Source organism: Selenomonas sp. CM52, from assembly GCF_000292955.1.
Lineage (GTDB): Bacteria > Bacillota > Negativicutes > Selenomonadales > Selenomonadaceae > Selenomonas.
Genome location: NZ_ALNM01000028.1, coordinates 46,179 through 70,253, shown reverse-complemented (window position 1 = coordinate 70,253; position 24,075 = coordinate 46,179). Strand labels below are relative to the sequence as shown.

Sequence of the window (24,075 nt, the reverse complement as noted above, 5' to 3'; positions counted from 1 at the left end):
CTATAATGTCAAAGGAGAGAAATATGTACGAGAAGAAGTCTATCTATGTGAAGATTGTACGAGGCATTCCTATGCCGTGTAGTGTAAACTACACGCACAAACGTCCACTTCGCGGACATTGTGCGCCGCCCTTACAGAAGCCTAGCCAATCGGTCTGCACCTTCGGCTTGACCTCTTGGGGCTTCATGGTAAAAAGGGTACGAAAAAAGAGCCGTGACAAAATGCTTTCGCACTATGTCACGGCTCCTTCCTTTTCTGAAGAATGGTCGGGATGACAGGATTCGAACCTGCGACCTCATCGTCCCGAACGATGCGCTCTACCAAGCTGAGCCACATCCCGACAACAATATCTATTATACTATGAGGCTTTAAGAAATGCAATAGGAAATAGGAAAAATTTTAGGGGTAAATTTCCAAGGTGAATTTCTAAAATAAAATCAAAATTGGCAAACAAAAAAGGGGCTGTGACAGAATGTAAGAGCATTCTGCCACAGCCCCTTTTTGTTTGCCTCCCCATAGGAAGGGAGGGTTGCTTACAGTTTTGGCTTATGCCTTGTGGGACATATCGTAAGCGTTCATCGGTGCATAGTGCTTCTTGAAGAACTCTTCTGCGACCTGCGGGAAGAGAGCGTAGGAGAGGATATCCTCTTCCGTTGGGTTGAGGAAGCCCTTTGCCTTCATTTCCTTCTCGAAATCTGCAAGCTTCGGAGCCTTCGCATCCTCGGCAACGATGTCCGTGATGATCTCGCTCTCGGGGATGCCGAGCGTCTTCGTGAGATACTCGTGGCTGACTTCCACCGGCGGCTTGCCGAACTTGCCGCGTGCGAGGTCTTTAAATTCCTTCGGAACGATCTTATAGCGCTCGCCCGTCATGACATTGAACGTGGCCATCGTGCCGACGATCTGGCTGGACGGCGTGACGAGCGGCGGATAGCCGACATCGGCGCGCACGCGCGGCATCTCGTCGAGGAGATCCTGGAACTTGTCTTCCATGCCCTGCTCCTTGAGCTGGTTCGCAAGGTTCGAGAGCATACCACCCGGAATCTGGAAGTCGATGACGTTCGGGTTGACGTCGAAGTAGCCCTTGAGGTTGAATTCCTTGATGAGATCCTGCTTGACCTGCAGGAAGTGCTTGGCGATCGGCGTCATGGCCTGACGGTCAAGACCCGTGTCATACGGCGTGCCTTCCAAGGCGGCGACCATCGTCTCCGTGCAGGGCTGGGACGTATCGAGAGCGAACGGCGAGAGCGCGCAGTCAACGGTGTCGACGCCTGCCTCGATCGCCTTGAGGTACGTCATGCTGCCGAAGCCAGACGTATAGTGCGTGTGGAGCTGGATGGGGATGTCGAGCGCAGCCTTGAGCTTCTTCACGAGGTCTTCTGCGACATACGGCTTCAGAAGGCCGGACATGTCCTTGATGCAGACGGAATGGCAACCCATTTCCTGCAGCTTCTTGGAAAGGTCGACGAAGACTTCGTTCGTATGATAGGGGCTGAGCGTGTAGACGAGGCAGCCCTGTACATGCGGCTTTTCCTTGCAGCCGAGAGCAGCGTTGATCGCCGTCTTGAGGTTGCGAACGTCGTTCAGCGCATCGAAGATGCGGAATACGCCCATGCCGTGCTCGGAAGCCTTCTCGACGAACTTCTTGACGACATCGTCCGAATAGTGGTTGTAGCCAAGGAGGTTCTGACCGCGAAGCAGCATCTGGATCGGGGTCTTGAGACGAGCCTTGAGCTTGTCGAGCCTCTCCCACGGATCTTCGTCGAGGAAGCGGAGGCACGTATCAAAGGTCGCACCGCCCCAAGCTTCCAACGAGTTGTAGCCGATCTTGTCGAGCGCTGCAAGCATGGGTTCCATCTGGGAGTAATGCATGCGCGTCGCACACAGGGACTGATGCCCGTCGCGAAGTACTGTTTCGGTGATCTTTACCTTTTTTGCCATAAAAAAACACACTCCTTCGGGTTATACTACCATAAACATGATGTATTTGCTTCACTACAAGTATAGGTACTATTTTGGATATTGTCAATGAAAAGTTACGATTTTTGCAGGTTTTTTCCAATACGCGAAAAATTCTGCCAACACGAGACAAAACGGCTGACGTACAGCCGCTTTTGTCTCGTGCGTTTCAGTTGAAGCATTCTTTTTTTATCAATCCTTGGAAGGATTCCATGATCTTTTTCGTGATCTCGCCGGGGGCGCCCGAGCCGATCTTCTTGCCGCCGATCTTTATGACGGGCGTGACTTCGAGGCTTGTGCTCGTTTCAAATGCTTCGTCCGCCTTCTGAGCGAACTCCGGCGTGAAGGTCTTTTCGATGACGGTCAGACCGAGTTCCTTGGCGCATTCCTCGACGACGACGGCACGCGTGACGCCCGGCAGTACGAGATGGTCAAGCGGATGCGTCCAGACGACGCCGTCCTTGATGAGGAAGAAGGTGCTGCTCGCGCCCTCGGTGACGAGTCCCGTGTCCCTGCGGTAGAGAAGAGCCTCTTCGCATCCTTCCGCCTTCGCCTTTTCCTTGGCAAAGACGGCGCCGAGGAGGTTCAGAGACTTGATGTCGCAGCGCAGCCAGCGGATGTCTTCGGCGAGCGTGAGCGAGATGCCGCGTTCTTGCTGCTCGCGGTTCGGCGTGCTCTCACGGATCGTCATCGAGAGGTTCGGCGTGGCACGGCCGGGGAAGGGGAAGGCGCGCGCTGCCGTGCCGCGTGTGACTTGGAAGTAGATCGCGCCGCTCTTGATGCCGCTCTTTTCGATGAGGTCGTTGTGAATGGCGGTAAGTTCTTCGTCCATATAGGTGATGGGGATGTGCATCTCGCGCATGGAGCGGCGGAAGCGTGCGAGATGGCGGTCGAAGGCGAAGAGTTTGCCGTTGTAGACGTGCGTGACCTCGTAGATGCCGTCGCCAAACTGATAGCCGCGGTCCTCGATGTCGACCTGCGCCTCGCCCGGTGCATAGAAATGATCGTTGAAAAAGCTGAGTTCCTTCAAAAGAATGGCCTCCTTGATGATGTAAGGATGAATTTTTTGCATTGTGTCAGGAAATGCTCCTCTCATTATAACGGAAACGGATGCAAAAAACAATTTGGGAGACGCGCCCTCTTGGATTTTCAGCATTTGACTGATATAATGAAAAAACATAGCATTTCAAACAGAAAACTGCGGCAGTGCATATCGCATTGTCGGAAAGAATGAGGGGTTGCAAATGAAAATCGTGGTTACGATCGTCGGCAAGGACAGTGTGGGCATCATCGCGGCAGTCAGCACGCTCTTGGCTGAAAACGGCGTCAACATTCTGAGTATCAACCAGAATATCATGGACGGCTTTTTCAATATGGTCATGATCGCTGATATGGCGGGCAGCAAGATCGAGCTCGCTGCTGTGCGGCAGCTTTTGCAGGAGAAGGGCGAAGCGCTCGGCGTCGAGATCAAGACGCAGCATGAGGATATTTTCAACGCGATGCACAAGGTTTGAGGACTTGGACGGTTTTTTTACATGCTGCAGGAGGTCTTTCTGTGATTACCATTGACGATATATTAGAAACAAACCGCATGATTACGGAGAACAAGCTCGACGTGCGCACGATCACGATGGGCATTTCGCTCCGCGACTGCGCGCATCCGAACATCGAGCAGTTCTGCCGCAACGTCTACGACAAGGTCACGAAATCGGCGGAATTCCTTGTGCAAACGGGCAAGGACATCGAGGCGGAGTACGGCATCCCCATCATCAACAAGCGCGTTTCCGTCACGCCGATCGCCATCGCGGCGGACGCCTGCAAGACGGATTCCTACGTTCCCGTAGCCGAAGCGCTCGATCGTGCGGCGAAGGAGATCGGCATCAACTTCATCGGCGGTTTTTCCGCGCTCGTGGAAAAGGGATATACGCACGGCGATCAGGTGCTCATCTCGTCCATCCCGCAGGCGCTTTCTTCAACAGATCTCGTCTGTTCCTCGGTCAACGTCGGTTCGACGAAGGCGGGCATCAACATGGACTGCGTGCGCGAGATGGGCGAGGTCATCAAGCGTACGGCGGAACTGACGCGCGATCAGGCGGCCATCGGCTGCGCGAAGCTCGTCGTTTTCTGCAATGCACCGGGGGACAATCCCTTCATGGCGGGCGCTTTCCACGGCGTTTCCGAGGCGGATAAGGTCGTGAGCGTCGGCGTCAGCGGGCCGGGCGTCGTGAAGCGCGCCTTGGAGGACATCAAGGGCGCAGATTTCTCCGAGGTGGCGGAGATGATCAAGCGCACGGTGTTCAAGATCACGCGCGTCGGACAGCTCGTGGCACGCGAGGCGTCGAAGCGGCTCGGCGTGCCCTTCGGCATCATCGACCTCTCGCTTGCGCCGACGTCGGCAGTCGGCGACAGCGTCGCGCACATCTTGGAGGAGATGGGACTCGAAAGCTGCGGCGCTCCCGGCACGACAGCGGCGCTCGCGCTCTTGAACGATGCGGTCAAGAAGGGCGGCCTCATGGCATCTTCGCATGTGGGCGGTCTGTCGGGCGCGTTCATCCCCGTCAGTGAGGATGCGGGCATGATCGACGCCGTCGCACGCGGCAGTCTCTCGCTGGAAAAGCTTGAAGCGATGACGTGCGTCTGCTCCGTCGGCCTCGACATGATCGCGGTCGCGGGCGATACGTCGGCGGCAACAATTTCGGGAATCATCGCGGATGAGGCGGCGATCGGCATGATCAACAACAAGACGACGGCGGTGCGCATCATCCCCGTGCCCGGAAAGAAGGTTGGCGACGAGGTGGAGTGGGGAGGCCTCTTGGGGCGCTGCCCGATCATGCCCGTTAAGGACGCCTTCAGCTCGGAGGCTTTCGTCGCACGCGGCGGACGAATCCCGGCGCCTGTGCGCAGTCTGACGAACTGAGGGCGCGATGCGAGTCACGAAGAAGATACGCGAAAAGCAGCTGGAAATCCTCGAAGAGACGTACCGCGGCGCCAAGCCTGAGCTGCATTTCAGCAATCCTTTCGAGCTGCTGATCGCCGTCATCCTGTCGGCACAGTGCACGGATAAGCGCGTGAACATCACGACGGCACGGCTCTTCAAGAAGGCGGCGACGCCTGCGGCCATCGTCGCCTTGGGGATTTCGGGGCTTGAAGAGGAAATAAAGGACTGCGGACTTTTCCGCAATAAGGCGAAGAATATCATGGCGACGTGCCGCACGCTCGTCGAGGAGTTCGGCGGCGAGGTGCCGTCCGACTACGATACGCTTCTCAAATTGCCGGGCGTCGGCAGGAAGACGGCGAATGTCGTGACGAGCGTCGCTTTCGGCCGCCCCGCCATCGCCGTCGATACGCACGTTTTTCGCATAGCGAACCGCTTGAAGCTCGCTGTGGGCGAGACGCCGCTTGCGGTGGAGAAGGGGCTGATGAAGGTGATTCCGCGCGAAAAGTGGAGTGCGGCGCACCACTGGCTCATCTACCACGGCAGGCGCGTATGCAAGGCGAATCGCCCGCTCTGCGGCGAGTGTCCGCTCGCGGATGTCTGCCCAAGCCGTGAGTGAGCAGCGAATGGGGGAAAGATTTTGAAGTACAGAAAGGCCGTGTTCGCTGATGTGGAGAGCATCTTTCATCTCGTGAACGACTATGCAGCGGACGGCGCGATGCTCGCACGTTCGCGCAATACCCTCTACGAGACGCTGCGCGATATGATCGTTGCCGAAGATGACGAGGGCAAGATCGTTGGCGTCGGCGGCCTGCATATGATGTGGGACGGTCTCGCAGAGGTTCGCACGATGGCGGTCGACCCTGCGCTTGCACGCTGCGGCATCGGATCAGAAATCGTGCATCGGCTCATGGAGGAAGGGCGTGCACTCGGCGTGCGGCGATTCTTCACATTGACGTACAAGCCGGGCTTCTTCAAGACGCTCGGTTTCCATATCGTTGCCAAGGAGGAGCTGCCGCAGAAGGTCTGGAAGGAATGCATCGACTGTCCGAAGTTTCCGAACTGTGACGAGATCGCCATGGTGCGGGAGGCTGCGGACACGAACAGTCATTGATTTTGCAGGAGGTTGTGTCATGATCATTGTAATGAGTCCGACGTCGACAAAGGAAAACCTTGAGAAAGTGGAGCAGAAAATCACGCGAGCCGGTCTCAAGTACCATCTTTCGGAAGGCGATGAACGCACGATCGTCGGCGTGATCGGTGACAAAAAGATCATTGCAGGACTGCAGATGAATTCTCTCGACGGGGTGGAAAAGACGGTGCGCATCACGGAGAAGTACAAACTTGTAAGCCGCGAGTTCAAGCCCGAAGACACCGTCATCGACGTCGGGGGTGTGAAGATCGGCGCGGGGCACTTGACGGTCATGGCGGGACCGTGCGCTGTCGAGAGCATGGGGCAGCTCATGGAAGCGGCCGAGTGCGTGAAGAAGTACGGCGCCAAGTTCCTGCGCGGCGGCGCCTTCAAGCCGCGCACTTCTCCCTATGATTTCCAAGGACTGGCGGAAGAGGGGCTGAAGATGCTGCGCGAGGCGGCGGACAAGACGGGGCTCAAGGTCGTGACGGAGATCGTGAACATCAACGACGTCGAACTGATCACGAAGTATGCCGACATGATCCAGATCGGTGCGCGCAACATGCAGAACTTCCAGCTGCTCAAAGAAGTCGGCAAGGTGCATACGCCTGTACTCTTGAAGCGCGGCCTTTCCGCGACCATCAGCGAGTGGCTCAACGCGGCGGAGTACATCATGGCCGGCGGTAACGACAACGTCGTATTCTGCGAGCGCGGCATACGCACTTACGAGACGTATACGCGCAATACGCTCGATCTGAGCGCCGTCGCTGCCATCAAGGAGATCTCGCACCTGCCGATCATCGTCGACCCGAGCCACGGCACAGGGCGTTGGCAGATGGTGCCCGCGATGGCGCGTGCGGCAATCGCAGCCGGTGCGGACGGTCTCATCATCGAGGTTCATCCGCATCCTGAAGTCGCGCTTTCGGACGGCGACCAGTCCCTGACGCCCGAGAATTTCCAGAAGACGATGGAAGAGGTGCGTGACATTGCACGCTTCATGGGGCGCGAGGCATGAAGATGAAACTGGCTATCATCGGCGTCGGACTCATCGGCGGCTCTTTGGGACTTTGCTTAAAGGAGAAGCTCGGAGCGGACATCTTCATCACGGGACTCTGCCGCACGCAGAAGTCCATGGATCTTGCCGTAAAGCGCGGCGCTGTCGACATGGCGTCGCCCGACGTTCGCGAAGTCGTCGAGGGTGCTGACATCGTGTTTCTGGCGACGCCCGTGCTGCAGATGACGCCGATGCTGGAACGAATCGTGCCGTATCTCAAGAAAGGCGCGATCTTGACGGATGCGGGAAGCACGAAGGCATATCTTTGGCAGCACATCCAGGGCATTCTGCCCGCGGGCGTCCACTACATCGCGGGCCATCCGATGACGGGGCGCGAGAAGAGCGGCGTCGAGGCGGCGTCCGCCGACCTCTTCCGGCACAAGGCTTACGTCATCGTCGAGGATACGGGAGCGCCGCCCGAGGCGCACGAGAAATTGATGTCGGTGCTTTCGCATACGGAGGCGAACTTCCTGCGCCTCGATATACAAAAGCATGATCGCTGCGCTTCAATCATCAGCCATGTGCCGCATGTGACGGCAGCGGCACTTGTGACGCTCCTCAACCAGAGCGAAGGCGACATGGAATCGTGCCTGAAGCTCGCAGGTGGCGGCTTCAAGGATACGACACGCATCGCATCTTCGAACGCCGATATGTGGGCGGATATCTGCATGACGAACCGAGAGGCAATCACGGGTCACTTGCGCGATCTGCAGGCGATCCTCGGAACGGTCATCGCTTCCATCGAAGCGGGCGATCGTGAAGCCGTGCATCGCTACTTTGCCGCGAGCAAGGAGCGGCGTGACGCCATCCTCGACCGCACGGAAAAGATGTACGATCTCGTATGACGGGGAGGGACATTGTTGGAAATCTCTTTGCAGGAGCTGGCCGCTGCACTGGAAAAGACAGATGTATTGCAGGGCTATGCCGATACGCGTGACGGGCGCATCATCTTGATGGGAGAAGACGAATCCGACGCGCGAACCGAAGCGGCGTCTCGGGAGGAAGAACGCATGGAGCGGCTGCTTTCCATTGAGGAAGATTGGCAGCGCTATGTGCCGCTGCCCGACATCTACAATGCAGAGATTCGCTCCATCATGCAGACTTTTGCAGAAAAGGCGCCGCAGGAGGCGCGTGCTGCCCTTGAGGAAACCCTGCGCGGCGCTTCTGCTCGGCTGCGCTTTCGACGTGCGGTGCAGAGCCTTTCCTTGGCGGCGGCCTGGCAGGCACATCTTTCGTCGAGTCTTCTCGCGCTTGCGCGTGATTGGTGCGAGGAGAATGCGATCGCCTATCGTGAATAAATCTGTGAAAAATTTTCTTAAGGGAGAAAAGACCCATTGAATATTGGATAATCCCATGCTAGAATCACTTATTACAGCGTGTATGTTATTCCAACTATGCGCATTTGCGCGTTTAACGCATTGTTGGACGCATGAGAACTGAATAAACGTAAAGGAATCGCTGCATTTATCAGCGCTTCCCGAATGATAGCGAGCAAGATGGGAGAGAGCGGACAAGGTATCAAGCGACAGTTTTATGCCTTGTCTTTTTTTGGCTTTCCTGTCCTTCGTTGTCTTTTTTGCGTGCTTTTGGTTATAGACCGATATTTGGCTAAGGGGTGAGGGATTTAATGTTTAGTCCTGTGCCGGTGGGCAAGAGAAACAGGTATACCTATGCAAGGATCAAGGAAGTCATGGATATGCCGCATCTTTTGGATATTCAGAGGAACTCCTACGAATGGTTCTTGAAGGAGGGCCTGCGGGAGATCTTCCAGGATATTTCACCGATTCAAGATTTTACTGGAAATCTTGTGCTGTCCTTTGAAGACTTCTCGCTCGGCGAGCCGAAGTACGAGCTTGATGAGTGCAAGGAGAGGGACGTTACGCTCGCAGCGCCGCTGCGCGTCAACGTGCGCCTGATCAATCGCGAGACGGGCGAAATCAAGGAACAGGAAGTGTTCATGGGTGATTTCCCGCTCATGACTGATACAGGAACCTTCATCATCAACGGCGCGGAGCGTGTCATCGTCAGCCAGCTCGTGCGTTCACCGGGCGCTTACTACGGTGAGACGATCGACACCACGGGCAAGAAGCTCTATAACGCGACGATCATTCCGAACCGCGGCGCGTGGATTGAGCTGGAAACGGATGCGAACGACGTCATTTCCGTACGCATCGACCGCACGAGGAAACTGCCCGTGACCATCCTTGTGCGTGCGCTCGGCTACAGCTCCAACAGTGCGATCGCCGAGCTGTTCAACTACGATGAGCGCATCCAGGCAACGTTGGAGCGCGACGGCGCAAGCTCCAAGGAGGAGGCTCTCGTCGAGATCTACAAGCGTCTGCGCCCCGGCGAGCCGCCGACGGTCGACAATGCGCAGCAGCTCCTCGACAGCCTTTTCTTCGATCCCAAGCGCTACGATCTCGCGATGGTCGGTCGCTACAAGCTGACGAAGAAGCTGGGCTGGAAGCGCCGCATTCTCGGCAGGGTGCTCGCGCAGCCCATCGTGGACAAGGATACGGGCGAGGTCGTCGTGCCGGCTGACGTCGCCGTCGACGAGGCGATGCTTGAAAACATCACAGCGGAGCAGGAGGATGCGCTTTTCGGCGAGGATAAGCCCGCCGTCTTTTTTGCGCGCACGCAGACGGGCGACGGCAAGAGCATGAAGGTTTTGTGCTCGCGCACGCTTCCTTACAATCATCGCACGATCACGTGCAACGACATCATGGCGTCCATCAACTATCTGCTGAACCTCATGGACGGCGTCGGTACGACGGACGACATCGATCATCTGGGCAATCGCCGCGTGCGCTCCGTCGGCGAACTTTTGCAGAACCAGTTCCGCATCGGCCTTTCGCGCATGGAGCGCGTGGTCAAGGAACGCATGACGATCCAGGATGTCGACGTCATCACGCCGCAGGCGCTCATCAACATTCGTCCTGTCGTCGCGGCAATCAAGGAGTTCTTTGGCTCGTCTCAGCTCTCGCAGTTCATGGATCAGCACAATCCGCTGTCGGAACTTACGCACAAGCGCCGCCTCTCAGCGCTCGGCCCCGGCGGTCTCTCGCGCGAGCGCGCAGGCTTCGAGGTGCGAGACGTCCACAACTCCCACTATGGACGCATGTGCCCGATCGAGACGCCGGAAGGTCCGAACATTGGCCTCATTGGTTCGCTGTCGAACTACGCGCGCGTCAACCAGTTCGGCTTCATGGAGACGCCGTACCGCAAGGTGGACAAGGCGGCGCACCGCGTGACGGACGATGTGCGCTACCTGACGGCAGACGAGGAGAACAAGATCGTCATCGCGCAGGCGAACGAACCGCTCGACGAAAACGGCTGGTTTGTCAACGAGCGCGTCACGGCGCGTTACAATGAGGAGACGGTTCTCGTGGCGCGCGATCGCGTCGACTACATGGACGTTTCACCGAAGCAGGTCGTCTCCATCGCCACGGCGATGATTCCGTTCCTCGAAAACGACGATGCGAACCGCGCCTTAATGGGAGCGAACATGCAGCGTCAGGCCGTGCCGCTTCTGCGCACGCAGGCGCCTCTCGTCGGCACGGGCATGGAGTACAAGGCGGCGTGCGACTCGGGCGTCATGATTCTCGCGAAGCGTGCGGGCGTCATCGAGAAGGTCACGGCCGATCAGATTCAGGTGCGCACGCACGAGGGCGATCTCGACATTTACAAACTTCAGAAGTACCAGCGCTCGAACCAGGGCACATGCATCAACCAGGTGCCGATTGTCCATAAGGGCGAGGAGGTCTTCGAGAAGCAGCCGATCGCCGACGGTCCTGCGACGGATCACGGCGAGCTTGCGCTCGGTTACAATATCATCGTTGCCTATATGCCGTGGGAAGGTTACAACTACGAGGATGCCATACTCCTTTCGGAGAACCTTGTAAAGCGCGACCTCTACACATCCATCCACATCGAGGAATACGAATGCGATGCGCGCGATACGAAGCTCGGTTCGGAAGAGATCACGCGCGACATCCCGAACGTTTCGGGCGATGCACTGAAGGATCTCGATGAAAACGGCGTCATTTCCATCGGCGCCGACGTGCTGCCGGGCGACATCCTCGTCGGCAAGGTCACGCCGAAGGGCGAGACGGAGCTGACGGCGGAAGAACGCCTGCTGCGGGCCATATTCGGCGAAAAGGCGCGCGAGGTGCGCGACACATCGCTTCGCGTGCCGCACGGCGAAGCGGGAAAGATCGTCGACGTCAAGTCGTTCAGCCGTGAGAACAACGACGAGCTGCCGCCGGGCGTCAATCATCTCGTGCGCGTCTACATCGCGCAGAAGCGCAAGATCTCGGTCGGTGACAAGATGTCCGGCCGTCACGGCAACAAGGGCGTCGTCTCGCGCATCATGCGTCAGGAGGACATGCCATTCCTGCCGGACGGCACGCCGGTCGATATCGTGCTCAACCCGTTGGGCGTGCCTTCGCGCATGAACATCGGACAGATCCTGGAAACGCATCTGGGCATGGCGGTGCGCGCCCTCGGCATGCAGATCAAGGCGGGTGACCCGACGGTGGGCGAGCGCCTGCGCTCGATCGGCTACGATGTCGAGACGCATGGCGTGCCGAAGCCGGACGTCGCGGGCATCCACATCGCGACGCCTGTCTTCGACGGCGCGGGTGATGCCGAAGTGTTCGGCACGATTCGCGCCGCAGGACTGCCCGAGGATGGCAAGACAATCCTCTACGACGGACGCACGGGAGAGCCGTTTGAAAATCGTGTGACGGTTGGCTGCGTTTACATGCTCAAGCTCCATCATCTCGTCGACGACAAGATTCATGCGCGTTCGACGGGGCCGTACTCGCTCGTCACGCAGCAGCCACTGGGCGGCAAGGCGCAGTTCGGTGGCCAGCGCTTCGGTGAGATGGAGGTCTGGGCGCTTGAGGCCTACGGCGCGGCGTACACCCTGCAGGAAATCCTCACGGTGAAATCCGACGATGTCGTTGGCCGCGTCAAGACGTACGAGGCCATCGTCAAGGGCGAGAATATCCCGGAACCTGGCGTGCCCGAATCGTTCAAGGTGCTCATCAAGGAACTGCAGAGCATTGGCCTTGACATCAAGGTACTCACGGAAGACGCACAGGAGATCGTCATCCACGACGATGACGACGATATCAATGCGACGGCGCACGAACTCGACCTCGACGTCGCGGGAGTCGCTGCGCAGAAAGATAAGGAACAGCCGCCTGCGGACGCTGAAGCGGGTGAAGAAACCGAGGAAGAATCCTCCGAGGAGTTGAACGGCGATGAGATCATTGCCGATTTCAGCAGTTTCGAGACTATGGGGGAGATGGATGACATCGCGGACGATGTGATGAGCGATGACGATTTCTCGGATAAGTAGAAGGGAGTGAACCCTCGTTGTTGGATGTAAACGAATTTGACTCGATGCGCATCGGTCTGGCATCGCCGGACAAGATCCGCGAGTGGTCCTATGGTGAGGTCAAGAAGCCGGAGACGATCAACTACCGCACGCTGAAACCCGAGCGCGACGGGCTCTTCTGCGAGCGCATCTTCGGACCGACGCACGATTGGGAATGCCACTGCGGCAAGTACAAGAGGATTCGCTTCAAGGGCGTCGTCTGCGACCGCTGCGGCGTCGAGGTGACGCGCGCCAAAGTGCGTCGCGAGCGCATGGGCCACATTGAGCTTGCTGCTCCTGTTTCCCATATCTGGTACTTCAAGGGCATACCGAGCCGCATGGGACTCATCTTGGACATTTCCCCGCGCGCGTTGGAAAAGGTTCTCTACTTCGCTTCCTACATCGTCCTTGACCCAGGCGATACGCCGCTCATCAAGAAGCAGCTCTTGACGGAGAGCGAATACCGCGATAACCGCGCCAAATATGGTAGCGCCTTCCGCGTCGGCATGGGTGCTGAGGCCGTGAAGGAGCTTCTCGTGGAGCTCGATCTCGATAAGATGAACGAGGAGCTCAGGAAAGACTTGCGCGAGGTCAGCGGACAGCGTAAGATTCGCGCGATCCGCCGCCTGGAAGTCGTCGAGGCATTCCGCAAGTCGGGCAATCAGCCCTCATGGATGGTGCTCGACGCCGTTCCCGTCATTCCACCTGAGCTTCGCCCCATGGTGCAGCTCGACGGCGGACGCTTTGCGACGAGTGATTTGAACGATCTCTACCGCCGCGTCATCAACCGCAACAACCGATTGAAGCGTCTCCTCGATCTCGGTGCGCCGGACATCATCGTGCGCAACGAGAAGCGCATGCTGCAGGAAGCCGTCGACGCCTTGATCGACAATGGCCGCCGCGGCCGCCCCGTCACGGGACCGGGCAACCGCCCGCTGAAGTCGCTTTCCGACATGCTCAAGGGCAAACAGGGACGCTTCCGTCAGAACCTTCTCGGCAAGCGCGTCGACTACTCGGGACGCTCCGTTATTGTCGTCGGCCCTGAGCTAAAGCTCCACCAGTGCGGTTTGCCGAAGGAGATGGCGCTCGAACTCTTCAAGCCTTTCGTCATGAAGCGGCTCGTGAGTTCCGCTCTCGCACAGAACATCAAGAGCGCCAAACACATGGTTGAGCGCGCACGCCCAGAGGTCTGGGATATGCTCGAAGAGGTCATCAAGGAGCATCCTGTCCTCCTGAACCGTGCCCCGACGCTGCATCGTCTCGGCATCCAAGCGTTTGAGCCTGTGCTGACGGAAGGCCGTGCACTGAAGCTCCATCCGCTCGCGTGCACGGCGTACAATGCCGACTTCGACGGCGATCAGATGGCGATTCATCTGCCGCTGTCGGCAGAGGCGCAGGCAGAGGCGCGCATCCTCATGCTCGCCGCGAACCACATCCTTGCGCCGAAGGACGGCAGACCGATCATTGTGCCGACGCAGGACATGGTGCTCGGCTCCTACTATCTGACGATCCTGCGTCCTGGCGCCCTAGGCGAAGGCAAGATCGTCACGGGCATCGAGGAAGCGCTTTTGATGTATCAGCATCAGGAGCTTGCGCTGCAGGCGGAGATCCAGGCGCGCATCGAGGGATACGGCCTTGTCAAGACTTCGCTCGGGCGCATGATCTTCAACGAGATCCTGCCGCAGGAGCTTCGCTATTACCACAAGGATGAAGAGACGGGGCAGTGGTGCCTCGGCATCCGTATGGACAAGAAGCAGCTCGGCAAGCTCGTGGCAAACTGCTTCGACCACTTCGGAGCAGCACGTACGGCCGTCGTCATTGACGACGTCAAGAACCTCGGCTATCACTATGCGTGCCTTGCGGGCATGACGGTCGCGATTTCCGACATCATCGTGCCCGAGAAGAAGCAGGACATCCTCGCGGCGACGAAGAAACAGGTCAACGGCATCGAGCGCCAGTTCAGCCGTGGTTTGATCACGGACGAAGAGCGCTACAACAAGGTCATCGCGCTTTGGACGCAGGCGACGGACGATGTGACGGACGCCATGATGGACAACATGGATGCCTTCAACCCCATCTTCATGATGGCGGATTCGGGCGCGCGTGGCAACAAGCAGCAGATGCGTCAGCTCGCCGGCATGCGCGGCCTCATGGCCGACCCGTCGGGCAAGATCATCGACCTGCCGATCACGGCGAACTTCCGCGAGGGTCTTACGGTTTCCGACTACTTCATCTCCTCGCACGGCGCGAGAAAGGGTCTTGCCGATACGGCTCTTCGTACGGCGGACTCGGGCTACCTCACGCGCCGTCTCGTCGATGTCGCACAGGACGTCATCGTGCGCGAGGACGACTGCGATGTGGAGAGCATCAACTTGCTGCGTGAGCGAGCACGCCTCGCGGAGTCGGCGGCAGACGCCATCGAGATCCTCGATGAGCAGCTCGTCGGCCGCCTGACGGCAGCGGACATCATGAGCCCTGCGACGGATGAACTGCTGCTGCCGAAGGACACGGTGCTGACGGAAGGCGATTTGGAACTTCTTGCCGAGGAAGATGTGCATGAGATCGTCCTGCGCGGCTCTTCCCTGACATCCGAAGCCATCATCAGCAGCACGATGGTCTCGGAGAAGATTGCCCTTGGCGAGCCGGACGAGGCGCGCCGTGCGGAAATCAAGCACGCTATGATTCACGAAATGCTCGGCAAGGAAACGCGCTATGCCGTCACAGACAGCGAAGGCACGGAGATCGTTCCCGCCGCCGTCGATTTGACTGAAGAGCAGATCGAAGCCATCCTTGCGAGCGATGCCAAGGAGCTCAAGGTGCGCAACAACAATGTGCGCGGCATCGAGGTCGAAGCCATCAAGGAAGGCAACGGCATCATTGAGTCGTTGGAGGATCGCATCACAGGCCGCGTGCTGGCAGAGGACATCTTCAATCCCGAGACGGGCGAGAAGGTCGCTTCGCTCAACGATGCGATCGACGAGGCGCTTGCCAAGAAGATTGCGGCGGTGCGCGAGCGCGTGTCCATCCGCAGCGTCTTGACATGCAAATCGCAGTTCGGCGTCTGCGTCAAATGCTACGGACGCGATCTCGCGAACCAGACGGAGGTCGAGGTCGGCGAGGCGGTCGGAACGATTGCCGCGCAGTCCATCGGCGAGCCGGGCACACAGCTCACGATGCGCACGTTCCATACGGGCGGCGTTGCGGGTGAGGACATCACGCAGGGTCTGCCGCGCGTTGAAGAACTGTTTGAAGCGAGAAAGCCCAAGCACCATGCGATCATTGCTGAGATCGAAGGAACGGTTGAGATCACGGATACGGGCAAGGGCATGAGAAAGCTCCTGATCGTTCCCGAATCGGGCGAATCGCGCGAGTACGCGATTCCCTACGGTGCACGCCTCGCCCTGCACGACGGCGACCATCTCATGCCGGGCGACCGTCTGACGGAAGGATCGATCAATCCGCACGACATCCTGCGCGTCTGCGGTCTGCGCGACACGCAGCGCTACCTTGTCTATGAGGTGCAGAAGGTCTACAAGTCGCAGGGCGTTGAGATCAACGACAAGCACATCGAGGTCATGGTGCGTCAGATGCTGCACAAGGTGAAGATCGAGGAGGCGGGCACGACGAGTTTCCTGCCCGGCGAATACGTCGACATCAACTCCTTTGAAGCGGCGAATGCCGTCGCCATCGAGGCCGACGGCGAGCCTGCCGTCGCGAAGCCGATTCTCCTCGGCATCACGAAGGCGTCGCTCGCGACGGATTCCTTCCTGTCGGCAGCCTCTTTCCAAGAAACGACGCGCGTTCTCACGGACGCTGCCATCAAGGGCAAGGTCGATCCTCTGATCGGTCTGAAGGAAAATGTCATCATCGGCAAGCTGATTCCTGCCGGAACGGGCATGGGACGCTACCGCAACATCGCGGTTGTCGATCCGAACCCGCCCGCGCCTGAGCCGCCCGAAGGCGACGGCGAGGAAATGGCGGCTGAGTCCGAGGAAACGTTGACGGAAGAGCCGACGCTCAATGCGGAAGAAGCTGTCGAAGAGAAGGAAGACAAAGCGACAGAAGAAAATATCAGCGCTTGAGAGCGATTTTCCTGTAAAAAAATCCCGCGAGTTTTGGCACTCGCGGGATTTTTTATGTGGAAGACTGCTGTTTCTACAACTTGAACTTCACCAACACGTGCTCAAGGGCATTGAGCACGTCGTTGATATTCTCTTCCGTGATGATGAGCGGCGGCTGGAACGCCATGACGTTTCTGGCGACGCCGTTCTTGCCGACGATGAAGCCGCGATCTTTGAGCTCTTCGAGCACTGTGTCCAGCTCTTCAGGGGCGGGGCGCTTGTCGCTGTGGACGAATTCTGCGCCCGTCATAAGGCCGAGGCCGCGGATGTCGCCGATGATCGGGTGGCGCTTCTGAATTTCGGCGAGTCCCTTGCGCAATTGTTTGCCGCGCGCTTCGGCATTTTCGGCGAGGTGATGCTCCTCGATGTAGTTGAGGACGGCGAGTCCTGCCGTACTCGAAACGGGGTTGCCTCCCAAGGTTGAGGCGCCGGGCTTCGTGTAGCTGTCAGCGACCTTGGCACTCGCGATGAAGGCGGAGATGGGCTGTCCGTTGCCGAGCGCCTTGGCGACGCACATGATGTCGGGCACGACGCCCGCGTGCTCGATGGCGAACATCCTGCCCGTGCGAGCAAATCCCGTCTGTACCTCGTCCGCGATGAAGAGACCGCCGTAGGACGAGATGATTTCTTTGACGCGCTGGAAGTATCCTTTAGGTGGCACGATGATGCCGGCGTTGCCCTGGATGCTTTCGGCGATGAAGGCGGCGGGCCTGCCGCTCGTCGCCGTCCGGATGATCGTCTCGACCTCATCGGCGCAGGCAAGGTCGCATTCTGGATGCGTCTTGCCGAGCGGACAGCGGTAGCAGTAGGGGTTCGGTGCAAACTGGATGCCGCCGACAGGGTTCGGATCGGTGCGCCACATGCCGATGCCCGTAAGGCTCATCGTGAGCTTTGTGCGCCCGTGCAGACCGTTTCGGAGTGCGATGAACTCGCTGCTTCCCGTGTGAATGGTCGCGAGCAGCGCAGCGCCCTCCGTCGCTTCCGTGCCCGTCGAGCAGAAGAAGCTCTTCTGCAGGTCGCCGGGCGTGATCTCGGCGAGTTTTTCGGCGAGGTTCACGAAGTTCTCCGTCAAGTAGATGTTGCAGACATGCTGCAATGTTTCGACCTGCTTTGTGACCTTCTCCGTAATCTCGGGATTGCAGTGGCCGCAGTTGATGACGGAAACACCCGCGAAACAGTCGAGATACTTCCTGCCCTCGCTGTCGAAGAGGTACTGCATGGAGCCGCGCACGATTTGGCGCGGCTCACGGTAGAAGTGGCCGAGACAGGGCATGATGTACTTCTTCTTCTTTTCGAGGATGGCTTCGGCACCGATGTATTCTTTCAAATAATGACCTCCTTAGGGGAGCGTGAACGAAATGAGCGTTGGATTCATCCGCGCTTTTTTAGATCGAATCCTTTGACTCGCGGAAACGGTAGATGCCGAGACCGAAAGCGCGCGGACTCTTTTCGGCGAGTGCGGCGAGCGCGGATTCATCGAAAGCCTTTTCCCCGCGCGAGAGCGCATCGAGCGCCTCGCGGTACGTCTTCGTGACGAGAGAGACAAGCGCAGGCGCGTAGTCCTGCGCCTCAATGCGGTAGGAGGCGATGCCGTTGAACTTCTCAAGGTACGGATAAAGACACAGATCCTTCGCGAAGTAGAGGTGGTTGCGCCCGAACTGGTCGATGCGGATGGAATGAACCTCGCCCGCCCTGTCGCGCAGTGCATAGCGGCGATCGAGAAATTCGGGATTCTTCAGCGGGTCGTAGTTGCCCAAGGACATCTCGGGCAGGTTGTGATCGAGGATCATGGATTCGTAAGAGCCATGCACGACCGTTTCGATGGGAAGTTCCGAGGCTTCAACGAGGCTTCGAAGCTGCTCGAAGGAAAGCTCGAAGGAGGATGCCGCCATGGCAAGACCGTTTTCCTTGAGGAACTTCGCGGCGAGATGGTTGAAGAGGTTGAACGAGAGATCGGCCTGCACGGGCAGGCTCGTGATCGTCTGGGCGAGGCGCAGCGAGCCGAGGTTGCTGACGAGGACACCTGCGGGCTGCAGGCGTTCGAGTGCCGTGAAGAACTGCTCGAGCTCGCCGCATTCGCGGCGCATCGTTGTGCGCGGCGTATTGACAAAGACCTTTGCGCCCGATTCATTCGCCGTTTCGATGACAGATTCGATGTCCGTGAGCCGCCACGGCTTCTTCGGGCGGAATGCCTCGCCGCCGACGTAGACGGCATCGGCGCCGCTCTCGATGGCGGCGCGTGCGCCTTCGATGTCGCCGACGCGCACCGAGAGACGGCGATGGGGCGCATTCTCGCGTGCGATGGGGCGCTCCGCCTTCAGAATGTCGTCCTGGAAGCCCGGCTCCTTCACGGCCTCGCTGAAGAAGCGAGGTTCTCGCGTGCCGTCAAAGCCGATGTCGCGTGCTGTCGTCGGCCCTAAGGCGAACGTCGTCGTGAAGTCGCGCGCACGGTTGTCGAAGAGGTCGCGCCAGCCCGCTTCGTCGACTTGGTAGCCGAAAGGATCGGCGATGTAGCTGTCAATCGCCTTGCGGTAGGTGCGCACGATGCGGCGGATGAACTCCGCCGGGCGCATGCGTCCCTCGATCTTGAAGGAGTGAACGCCTGCCTGAATGAGCTCGGGGATGTTGCGATACATGCACATGTCCTTCAAAGCGAGCTTGTACGGGCCTTCGCTCTCGGCATCCAAGACCTCGCCCGTCTCCTCGTCGATCAGCTCATACGCCCAGCGGCAGGGCTTCAGACAGCGGCCGCGGTTGCCGCTCTGACCGAAGAGCACGCCCGAATGGATGCACTGGCCGCTCTCGGACATGCACATGTCGCCGTGCATGAAGTATTCGACTTCGAGCCCCGTGCGTTCCTTGAAGAGGCTCAGTTCAGAGAGCGTCATCTCGCGCCCGACAACGATGCGCGTGATGCCGTATTCCTTGAGTTTTTCAATTGCCGCCTCGTTGTGCGTATTCATCATGACCGAGGTGTGCAGCGGGATGTCGATGCCCAGTTCCTTTTTCAGCTCAAGCACGGCGAAGTCCTGCACGAGGATCGCGTCGGGGCGGATCTCCTGCAGGTAGAGCAGATATTCGCGCAGGGCGGGAAGCTCTTCCTCGCTGATGAGATTGTTCAAGGTGATATAGAGCTTGACGCCGTGTTCGTGCGTAAAGTCGACGGCTTTTTTCAGCATCTCGTTGTCGAAATTCGTATCGCCGTGGTGCATGCGCATATTGAAGTGCTTGCCGCCCAGATAGACGGCATCCGCGCCCGCCTCGACAGCCGCGACGAGGGCATCCCAGGTGCCGGCTGGTGCGAGAAGCTCCACGCAATTACGGGTTAATAGCATATTTTTTTCATGCTCCTTTGCTCATGATTTTTCCGTTTAACGTATAGTATACCATATTTCTAGCCTTTCTGGCGAATTTCCGTAAAAGATTTGCCTTTTCTTCCCTTCTGTAATATACTTTTATCAGTATTGCAACAATAATGAACGGCTGGGCGCGATGCCCCGAAGTGCTTGGGGGCGGCGACACGAACCTTCGCCCCTTGGCGGGGGCGGAGGTTTTTGCTTTGCCGTTTTGCAGCTTGGGAGGTCATTTCATTTATGGAAGGCAAGATAGCGAAGATTCGCGAGGACGCCGTTGCAGCCATCGAAGCGGCGGGCGTGACGCTCGCAGATCTTGACGGCATCCGCGTCAAGGTGTTCGGCAAGAAGGGCGAGCTGACGGCGATCCAACGCGGCATGGGAAAGCTCGACACTGCGGAGAGACCGCGTCTCGGGCAGATCGTCAATGAGGCGCGCGCGGCGATTGAAAGCGCGTTGGAGAAGAAGCGTGCGGCGCTTGCCGAAGAGGCGCTTGCCGCGAAGCTTGCAGGTGAGAAGATCGACGTGACGCTTCCCGGGCGGCGCGAGCCTCTGGGGCATCTGCATCCTCTGACGGTCACGATGGAGCGCATCAAGAGCATCTTCATGGCGATGGGCTACAGCGTCGAAGAGGGGCCGGAAATCGAACGTGACCACTACAATTTCGAGGCGCTGAACTTGCCCAAGGATCATCCGGCGCGCGATATGCAGGATTCCTTCTACATCACGGAGGACATTCTCATGCGCACGCATACTTCTCCCGTGCAGGCGCGCACGATGCAGGCGCACGAGCCGAATTCGCCGATCCGGATGATCGCTCCCGGCAGGGTCTATCGCCGCGACGATTACGACGCGACGCATTCGCCTATGTTCACGCAGGTCGAGGGTCTTGTCGTCGACAAGGGCATTCGTTTCTCTGACCTCAAGGGAACGCTCGAAGACTTTCTGCGTCAGATTTTCGATGAAAAGGCTCGCGTGCGCTTTCGTCCGAGCTTCTTCCCATTCACCGAGCCGAGCACGGAGGTTGACATCTCGTGCGTCATGTGTCACGGTGAGGGTTGCCGCGTCTGCAAGGGCACGGGCTGGCTAGAGATCCTCGGTGCGGGTATGGTGCATCCGAACGTCCTCAAGATGAGCGGCTACGATCCCGAGAAGGTCGCGGGCTTCGCCTTCGGCATGGGGGTCGAGCGCATCGCCATGCTTTCCTACGGCATCGACGATCTGCGGCTCTTCTATGACAACGATGTGCGCTTTTTGCATCAGTTCTGAGGGGGAGGAAAAGTTTCATGCAGGTATCGATCGAATGGCTTCATGACTATATAGATTTCAAGGAGACGGCGGAAGAACTCGCCGACAAATACACGATGGCGGGCGTGCCAGTGGAGAATGTCGTGCGTGCGGACAGAGGACTGGACAAGGTCGTCACGGGACGCATCGAACAGCTTGAGCCGAACCCCGATTCTGACCATCTTCTCGTCTGCCGGATGAATGTCGGGCAAAAGGAACTCGTCACGATTCAGACGGGCGCGGACAACGTGCATGAAGGCGATATCGTTCCCGTTGCGCTCGTTGGCGCACATCTGCCAAACGGCTTGAAGATTGCGAAGGGCAAACTGCGCGGCATCGTGTCGAACGGCATGCTTTGCTCCGCCGGCGAGCTGAAGCTCGATGAATCGAATCTGACAGAGGAGCAAAAGGACGGCATCTACATCCTGCCGCCCGATACGCCCGTAGGGATTCCGGCGAGCAAGGTGTTGGGACTCGACGGCGTCGTCCTGGAATTCGAGCTTACGGCGAACCGCGGCGACTGCTTCAGTGTCTTGGGGCTTGTGCGCGAAGCCGCCGTGCTCACGGGAGGCGAGGCGAAGTTCCCTGAGATTCGCGTCGAAGAAGACGCCTCCGTCAAGGCTTCTGACCTCATCGAGATCGGCATAGCGGCGCCCGAGCTTTGCAGTCGCTTCTCCGCGCGCGTCCTGCAGAACGTCAAGATCGCGCCGTCGCCCGCATGGATGGCGAAGCGGCTGGAAGATGCAGGCATCCGCGCCATCAACAATGTCGTCGACGTCACGAACTTCGTCATGTTGGAATTCGGCCAGCCCATGCACGCCTACGATTGGGCGCAGATCGCGGGGAAGAAGCTCACGGCGCGGCTTGCGGCAAAAGGCGAGGAGCTTCATACGCTCGACGATTCCTCGCGCCGGGCCAAGGGAACGGAACTCGTCATCGCCGATGCGGAAAAGGCTGCGGGTCTTGCCGGCGTCATGGGCGGTCTGGAATCGGAAGTCACCGACGCGACGCAGACCGTCGTCCTGGAGGCTGCCGCGTTCAACGGCGCGAGCATTCGCCGCACGAGCCGCGCTCTCGGCCTTCGCTCCGAGGCGTCGGGGCGCTTCGAGCGCGGCGTTGACGTCGCGCATACGGTGCGTGCGCTCGATCGTGCAGCGCAGCTCCTGCAGCAGATGGGCGCCTGCACGGTTGCCTCGGGCGTCGTCGACGTATATCCCGCGCCGAAAGAGCCAGTGGAAGTCACGTTCACCGCGGCGGCGGTCAATGCGCGTCTCGGTACGGAGATCGAAGGTGCGGAGATGAAGCGCATCCTCGAAAAACTCGGCTTCGCCGTGCGCGAGGAGGGCAGCTCGTACATCGCATGTGTGCCCTCGTGGCGCAGCGATGTGACCTTGATGGAGGACATCTCTGAAGAAGTCGCGCGCATCCACGGCTACGACAAGATTGCCGCGACGCGCCCGCGCGGCGAAGCCGTGCAGGGACGCCAGAGCGAGAGGCTCGCATTCATCGGCCGCATCAAGGAGATTCTCACAGGACTCGGCATGACGGAAACCGTGTCCTTCAGCTTCACGCATCCGAGCATGTTCGACAAGATGCAGGTGCCGCAGGCGAGCGTCCTGCGCCGCGCCGTGCCCATCATGAATCCGCTGACGGACGAATATCCGCTCGTGCGCACGACGCTCCTTTCCAACCTCTTGGAAAACGCACAGCGCAACTTCTCGCGCAAGAACGAAGATCTGCGCCTCTTCGAGGTCGCGCCGATCTTTGTGCCGAAGGAGCTGCCCGTGACGGAGCAGCCCGAGGAAATCATGAAGCTCGCAGGGTTTCTTGCAGGCAGACGTCATCCGATCGGCTGGAATCAGGACAATGAAGCCGTCGATTTCTACGACGTCAAGGGCGTCGTGGAAGAACTCCTCGCGCGTCTTTCCATCGCCAATTATACGGTGGAACGCGGCGAACACTTCGCGTTGCATCCGGGGAAGACGGCATTCTTCAAGAAGGGCAGGGAGGTCATCGCCGTGCTCGGCGAGGTGCATCCCACTGTCCTGAAAGCGCTTGATATCCACAAGAAGGCATACATCTTCGAGATGGACGTCGAAACCTTGCTCAAGTATCGCGCGAAGAACTTCCGCTATGAGCCGCTGCCGCGCTTCCCCGCGATCTCGCGCGACCTCGCGCTGCTCGTCGACGAGCAGACGGATGCGGCGCGACTCGCACGCACCATCGAAAAGAGTGCGGGCAAGTTCTTCAAGGATCTGCACCTCTTCGACGTTTACACGGGCGAGCAGGTCGCCGAGGGCAAGAAGAGCATGGCATTCAGCGTCGACTTCCAGTCGGCGGACAAGACCTTGAAGGATGAAGAAGCCGACGAAGCCGTAGCGAAGATCTTGGCGGCGCTCCAAAAAGAATGCGGCGCTGAGCTTCGCGCCTGAAGAGACAGCGGGTGAAACGATGGAAAAGAAGAAGGTAGTCGTTGAGATATTCGGCGAAGTGTATCCGCTCAAGAGCGATGAACCTGCCGACTATGTGCGCCAGCTTGCCAAGCTCGTGGATGACAACATGCGCGACGTCGCCAAAAAGACCCGCAGTTTCTCGGGCACGAAGATCGGCGTGCTCGCCGCTTTGCAGCTTGCCGATGAATACTACAAGCTGAAGAAGGATTACGACGAATTGCTCGCCCTTTTGGAAGAGCCGAAATAGGCAAGAGATGAATGTTTGTGATGCCTCTGCAGTCTCCTAAACATGACCTTGCCATTCCTTGAAGGAATGGTATATAATGGCGAGAGGGAATTGCCCCCAGAGGCGAATATGAACCGCTCGAAGCTGGTGCAGTTGTGCCCGCTCGGGCGGT

At 58.7% G+C, this 24,075-nt stretch carries 16 protein-coding genes and 1 tRNA gene; 12 read left to right on the top strand and 5 right to left on the bottom strand.

What is annotated here, in order from left to right; translation table 11 throughout:
- Nucleotides 1-263: 263 nt before the first annotated feature.
- From HMPREF1153_RS06935 to dat, 3 genes are all read right to left on the bottom strand, one after another.
- Nucleotides 264-340: transfer RNA gene (locus HMPREF1153_RS06935), tRNA-Pro, on the bottom strand.
- A 206-nt stretch (nucleotides 341-546) separates the two neighbouring features.
- Entirely contained in the window at nucleotides 547-1,941 is a 1,395-nt protein-coding gene (locus HMPREF1153_RS06930) for a pyruvate carboxylase subunit B (protein WP_009646254.1), read from the bottom strand.
- A gap of 187 nt (nucleotides 1,942-2,128) precedes the next feature.
- Nucleotides 2,129-3,031: a D-amino-acid transaminase gene (gene dat, locus HMPREF1153_RS06925; protein ID WP_009646251.1), complete on the bottom strand. Its 903-nt coding sequence runs from the start codon at nucleotides 3,029-3,031 to the stop codon at nucleotides 2,129-2,131.
- 172 nt (nucleotides 3,032-3,203) lie between these two features.
- Here dat and HMPREF1153_RS06920 point away from each other — a divergent pair, with 172 nt between their 5' ends.
- The 9 genes from HMPREF1153_RS06920 to rpoC all read left to right on the top strand — a co-directional run bounded on the left by HMPREF1153_RS06920 (nucleotide 3,204) and on the right by rpoC (nucleotide 16,545).
- The gene (locus HMPREF1153_RS06920; RefSeq protein WP_006190881.1) at nucleotides 3,204-3,473 is read left to right on the top strand and encodes an ACT domain-containing protein; all 270 of its coding nucleotides are present in this window, start codon (nucleotides 3,204-3,206) and stop codon (nucleotides 3,471-3,473) included.
- Between the two features lie 41 nt (nucleotides 3,474-3,514).
- A complete protein-coding gene (locus tag HMPREF1153_RS06915) occupies nucleotides 3,515-4,876 on the top strand; it encodes a PFL family protein (RefSeq protein ID WP_009646239.1) in 1,362 nt (453 codons plus the stop codon).
- Between the two features lie 7 nt (nucleotides 4,877-4,883).
- Nucleotides 4,884-5,513 (top strand): endonuclease III, encoded by a 630-nt coding sequence (gene nth / locus HMPREF1153_RS06910; RefSeq protein WP_006190877.1) that lies wholly within the window; start codon nucleotides 4,884-4,886, stop codon nucleotides 5,511-5,513.
- Nucleotides 5,514-5,534: 21 nt separating this feature from the next.
- Nucleotides 5,535-6,008: an N-acetyltransferase gene (locus HMPREF1153_RS06905; RefSeq protein ID WP_009646197.1), complete on the top strand. Its 474-nt coding sequence runs from the start codon at nucleotides 5,535-5,537 to the stop codon at nucleotides 6,006-6,008.
- A 19-nt stretch (nucleotides 6,009-6,027) separates the two neighbouring features.
- A complete protein-coding gene (gene aroF, locus HMPREF1153_RS06900; RefSeq protein WP_009646182.1) occupies nucleotides 6,028-7,041 on the top strand; it encodes a 3-deoxy-7-phosphoheptulonate synthase in 1,014 nt (337 codons plus the stop codon).
- Nucleotides 7,038-7,925, top strand: a complete 888-nt coding sequence (locus HMPREF1153_RS06895) for a prephenate dehydrogenase (RefSeq protein WP_009646179.1) — start codon at nucleotides 7,038-7,040, stop codon at nucleotides 7,923-7,925. Before aroF ends, HMPREF1153_RS06895 begins: the two co-directional genes overlap by 4 nt.
- 15 nt (nucleotides 7,926-7,940) lie before the next feature.
- A complete protein-coding gene (locus HMPREF1153_RS06890) occupies nucleotides 7,941-8,378 on the top strand; it encodes a UPF0158 family protein (protein WP_232208234.1) in 438 nt (145 codons plus the stop codon).
- 329 nt (nucleotides 8,379-8,707) lie between these two features.
- Nucleotides 8,708-12,445 (top strand): DNA-directed RNA polymerase subunit beta, encoded by a 3,738-nt coding sequence (rpoB, locus tag HMPREF1153_RS06885; protein WP_009646256.1) that lies wholly within the window; start codon nucleotides 8,708-8,710, stop codon nucleotides 12,443-12,445.
- Between the two features lie 44 nt (nucleotides 12,446-12,489).
- Nucleotides 12,490-16,545, top strand: coding sequence for a DNA-directed RNA polymerase subunit beta' (gene rpoC, locus HMPREF1153_RS06880; protein WP_232208240.1), 4,056 nt, complete (start codon nucleotides 12,490-12,492; stop codon nucleotides 16,543-16,545).
- 73 nt (nucleotides 16,546-16,618) lie between these two features.
- Here rpoC and HMPREF1153_RS06875 read toward each other — a convergent pair whose 3' ends face one another.
- Nucleotides 16,619-17,857, bottom strand: a complete 1,239-nt coding sequence (locus HMPREF1153_RS06875) for an aspartate aminotransferase family protein (protein WP_232208239.1) — start codon at nucleotides 17,855-17,857, stop codon at nucleotides 16,619-16,621.
- Nucleotides 17,858-17,969: 112 nt separating this feature from the next.
- Entirely contained in the window at nucleotides 17,970-19,919 is a 1,950-nt protein-coding gene (locus tag HMPREF1153_RS06870) for a peptidase U32 family protein (RefSeq protein WP_037370147.1), read from the bottom strand.
- 258 nt (nucleotides 19,920-20,177) lie between these two features.
- Here HMPREF1153_RS06870 and pheS point away from each other — a divergent pair, with 258 nt between their 5' ends.
- From pheS to HMPREF1153_RS06855, 3 genes are read left to right on the top strand one after another with little or no spacing between them, the layout of a single operon-like run.
- Nucleotides 20,178-21,206 carry a phenylalanine--tRNA ligase subunit alpha gene (gene pheS, locus HMPREF1153_RS06865; RefSeq protein ID WP_009646181.1) on the top strand — a complete coding sequence of 343 codons (1,029 nt, stop codon included), beginning with the start codon at nucleotides 20,178-20,180 and terminating at the stop codon, nucleotides 21,204-21,206.
- A 17-nt stretch (nucleotides 21,207-21,223) separates the two neighbouring features.
- Nucleotides 21,224-23,656 carry a phenylalanine--tRNA ligase subunit beta gene (pheT, locus tag HMPREF1153_RS06860; RefSeq protein WP_009646220.1) on the top strand — a complete coding sequence of 811 codons (2,433 nt, stop codon included), beginning with the start codon at nucleotides 21,224-21,226 and terminating at the stop codon, nucleotides 23,654-23,656.
- A 19-nt stretch (nucleotides 23,657-23,675) separates the two neighbouring features.
- Complete coding sequence (locus HMPREF1153_RS06855; RefSeq protein ID WP_009646223.1) at nucleotides 23,676-23,924, top strand: cell division protein ZapA; 249 nt, start codon at nucleotides 23,676-23,678, stop codon at nucleotides 23,922-23,924.
- Nucleotides 23,925-24,075 lie beyond the last annotated feature (151 nt).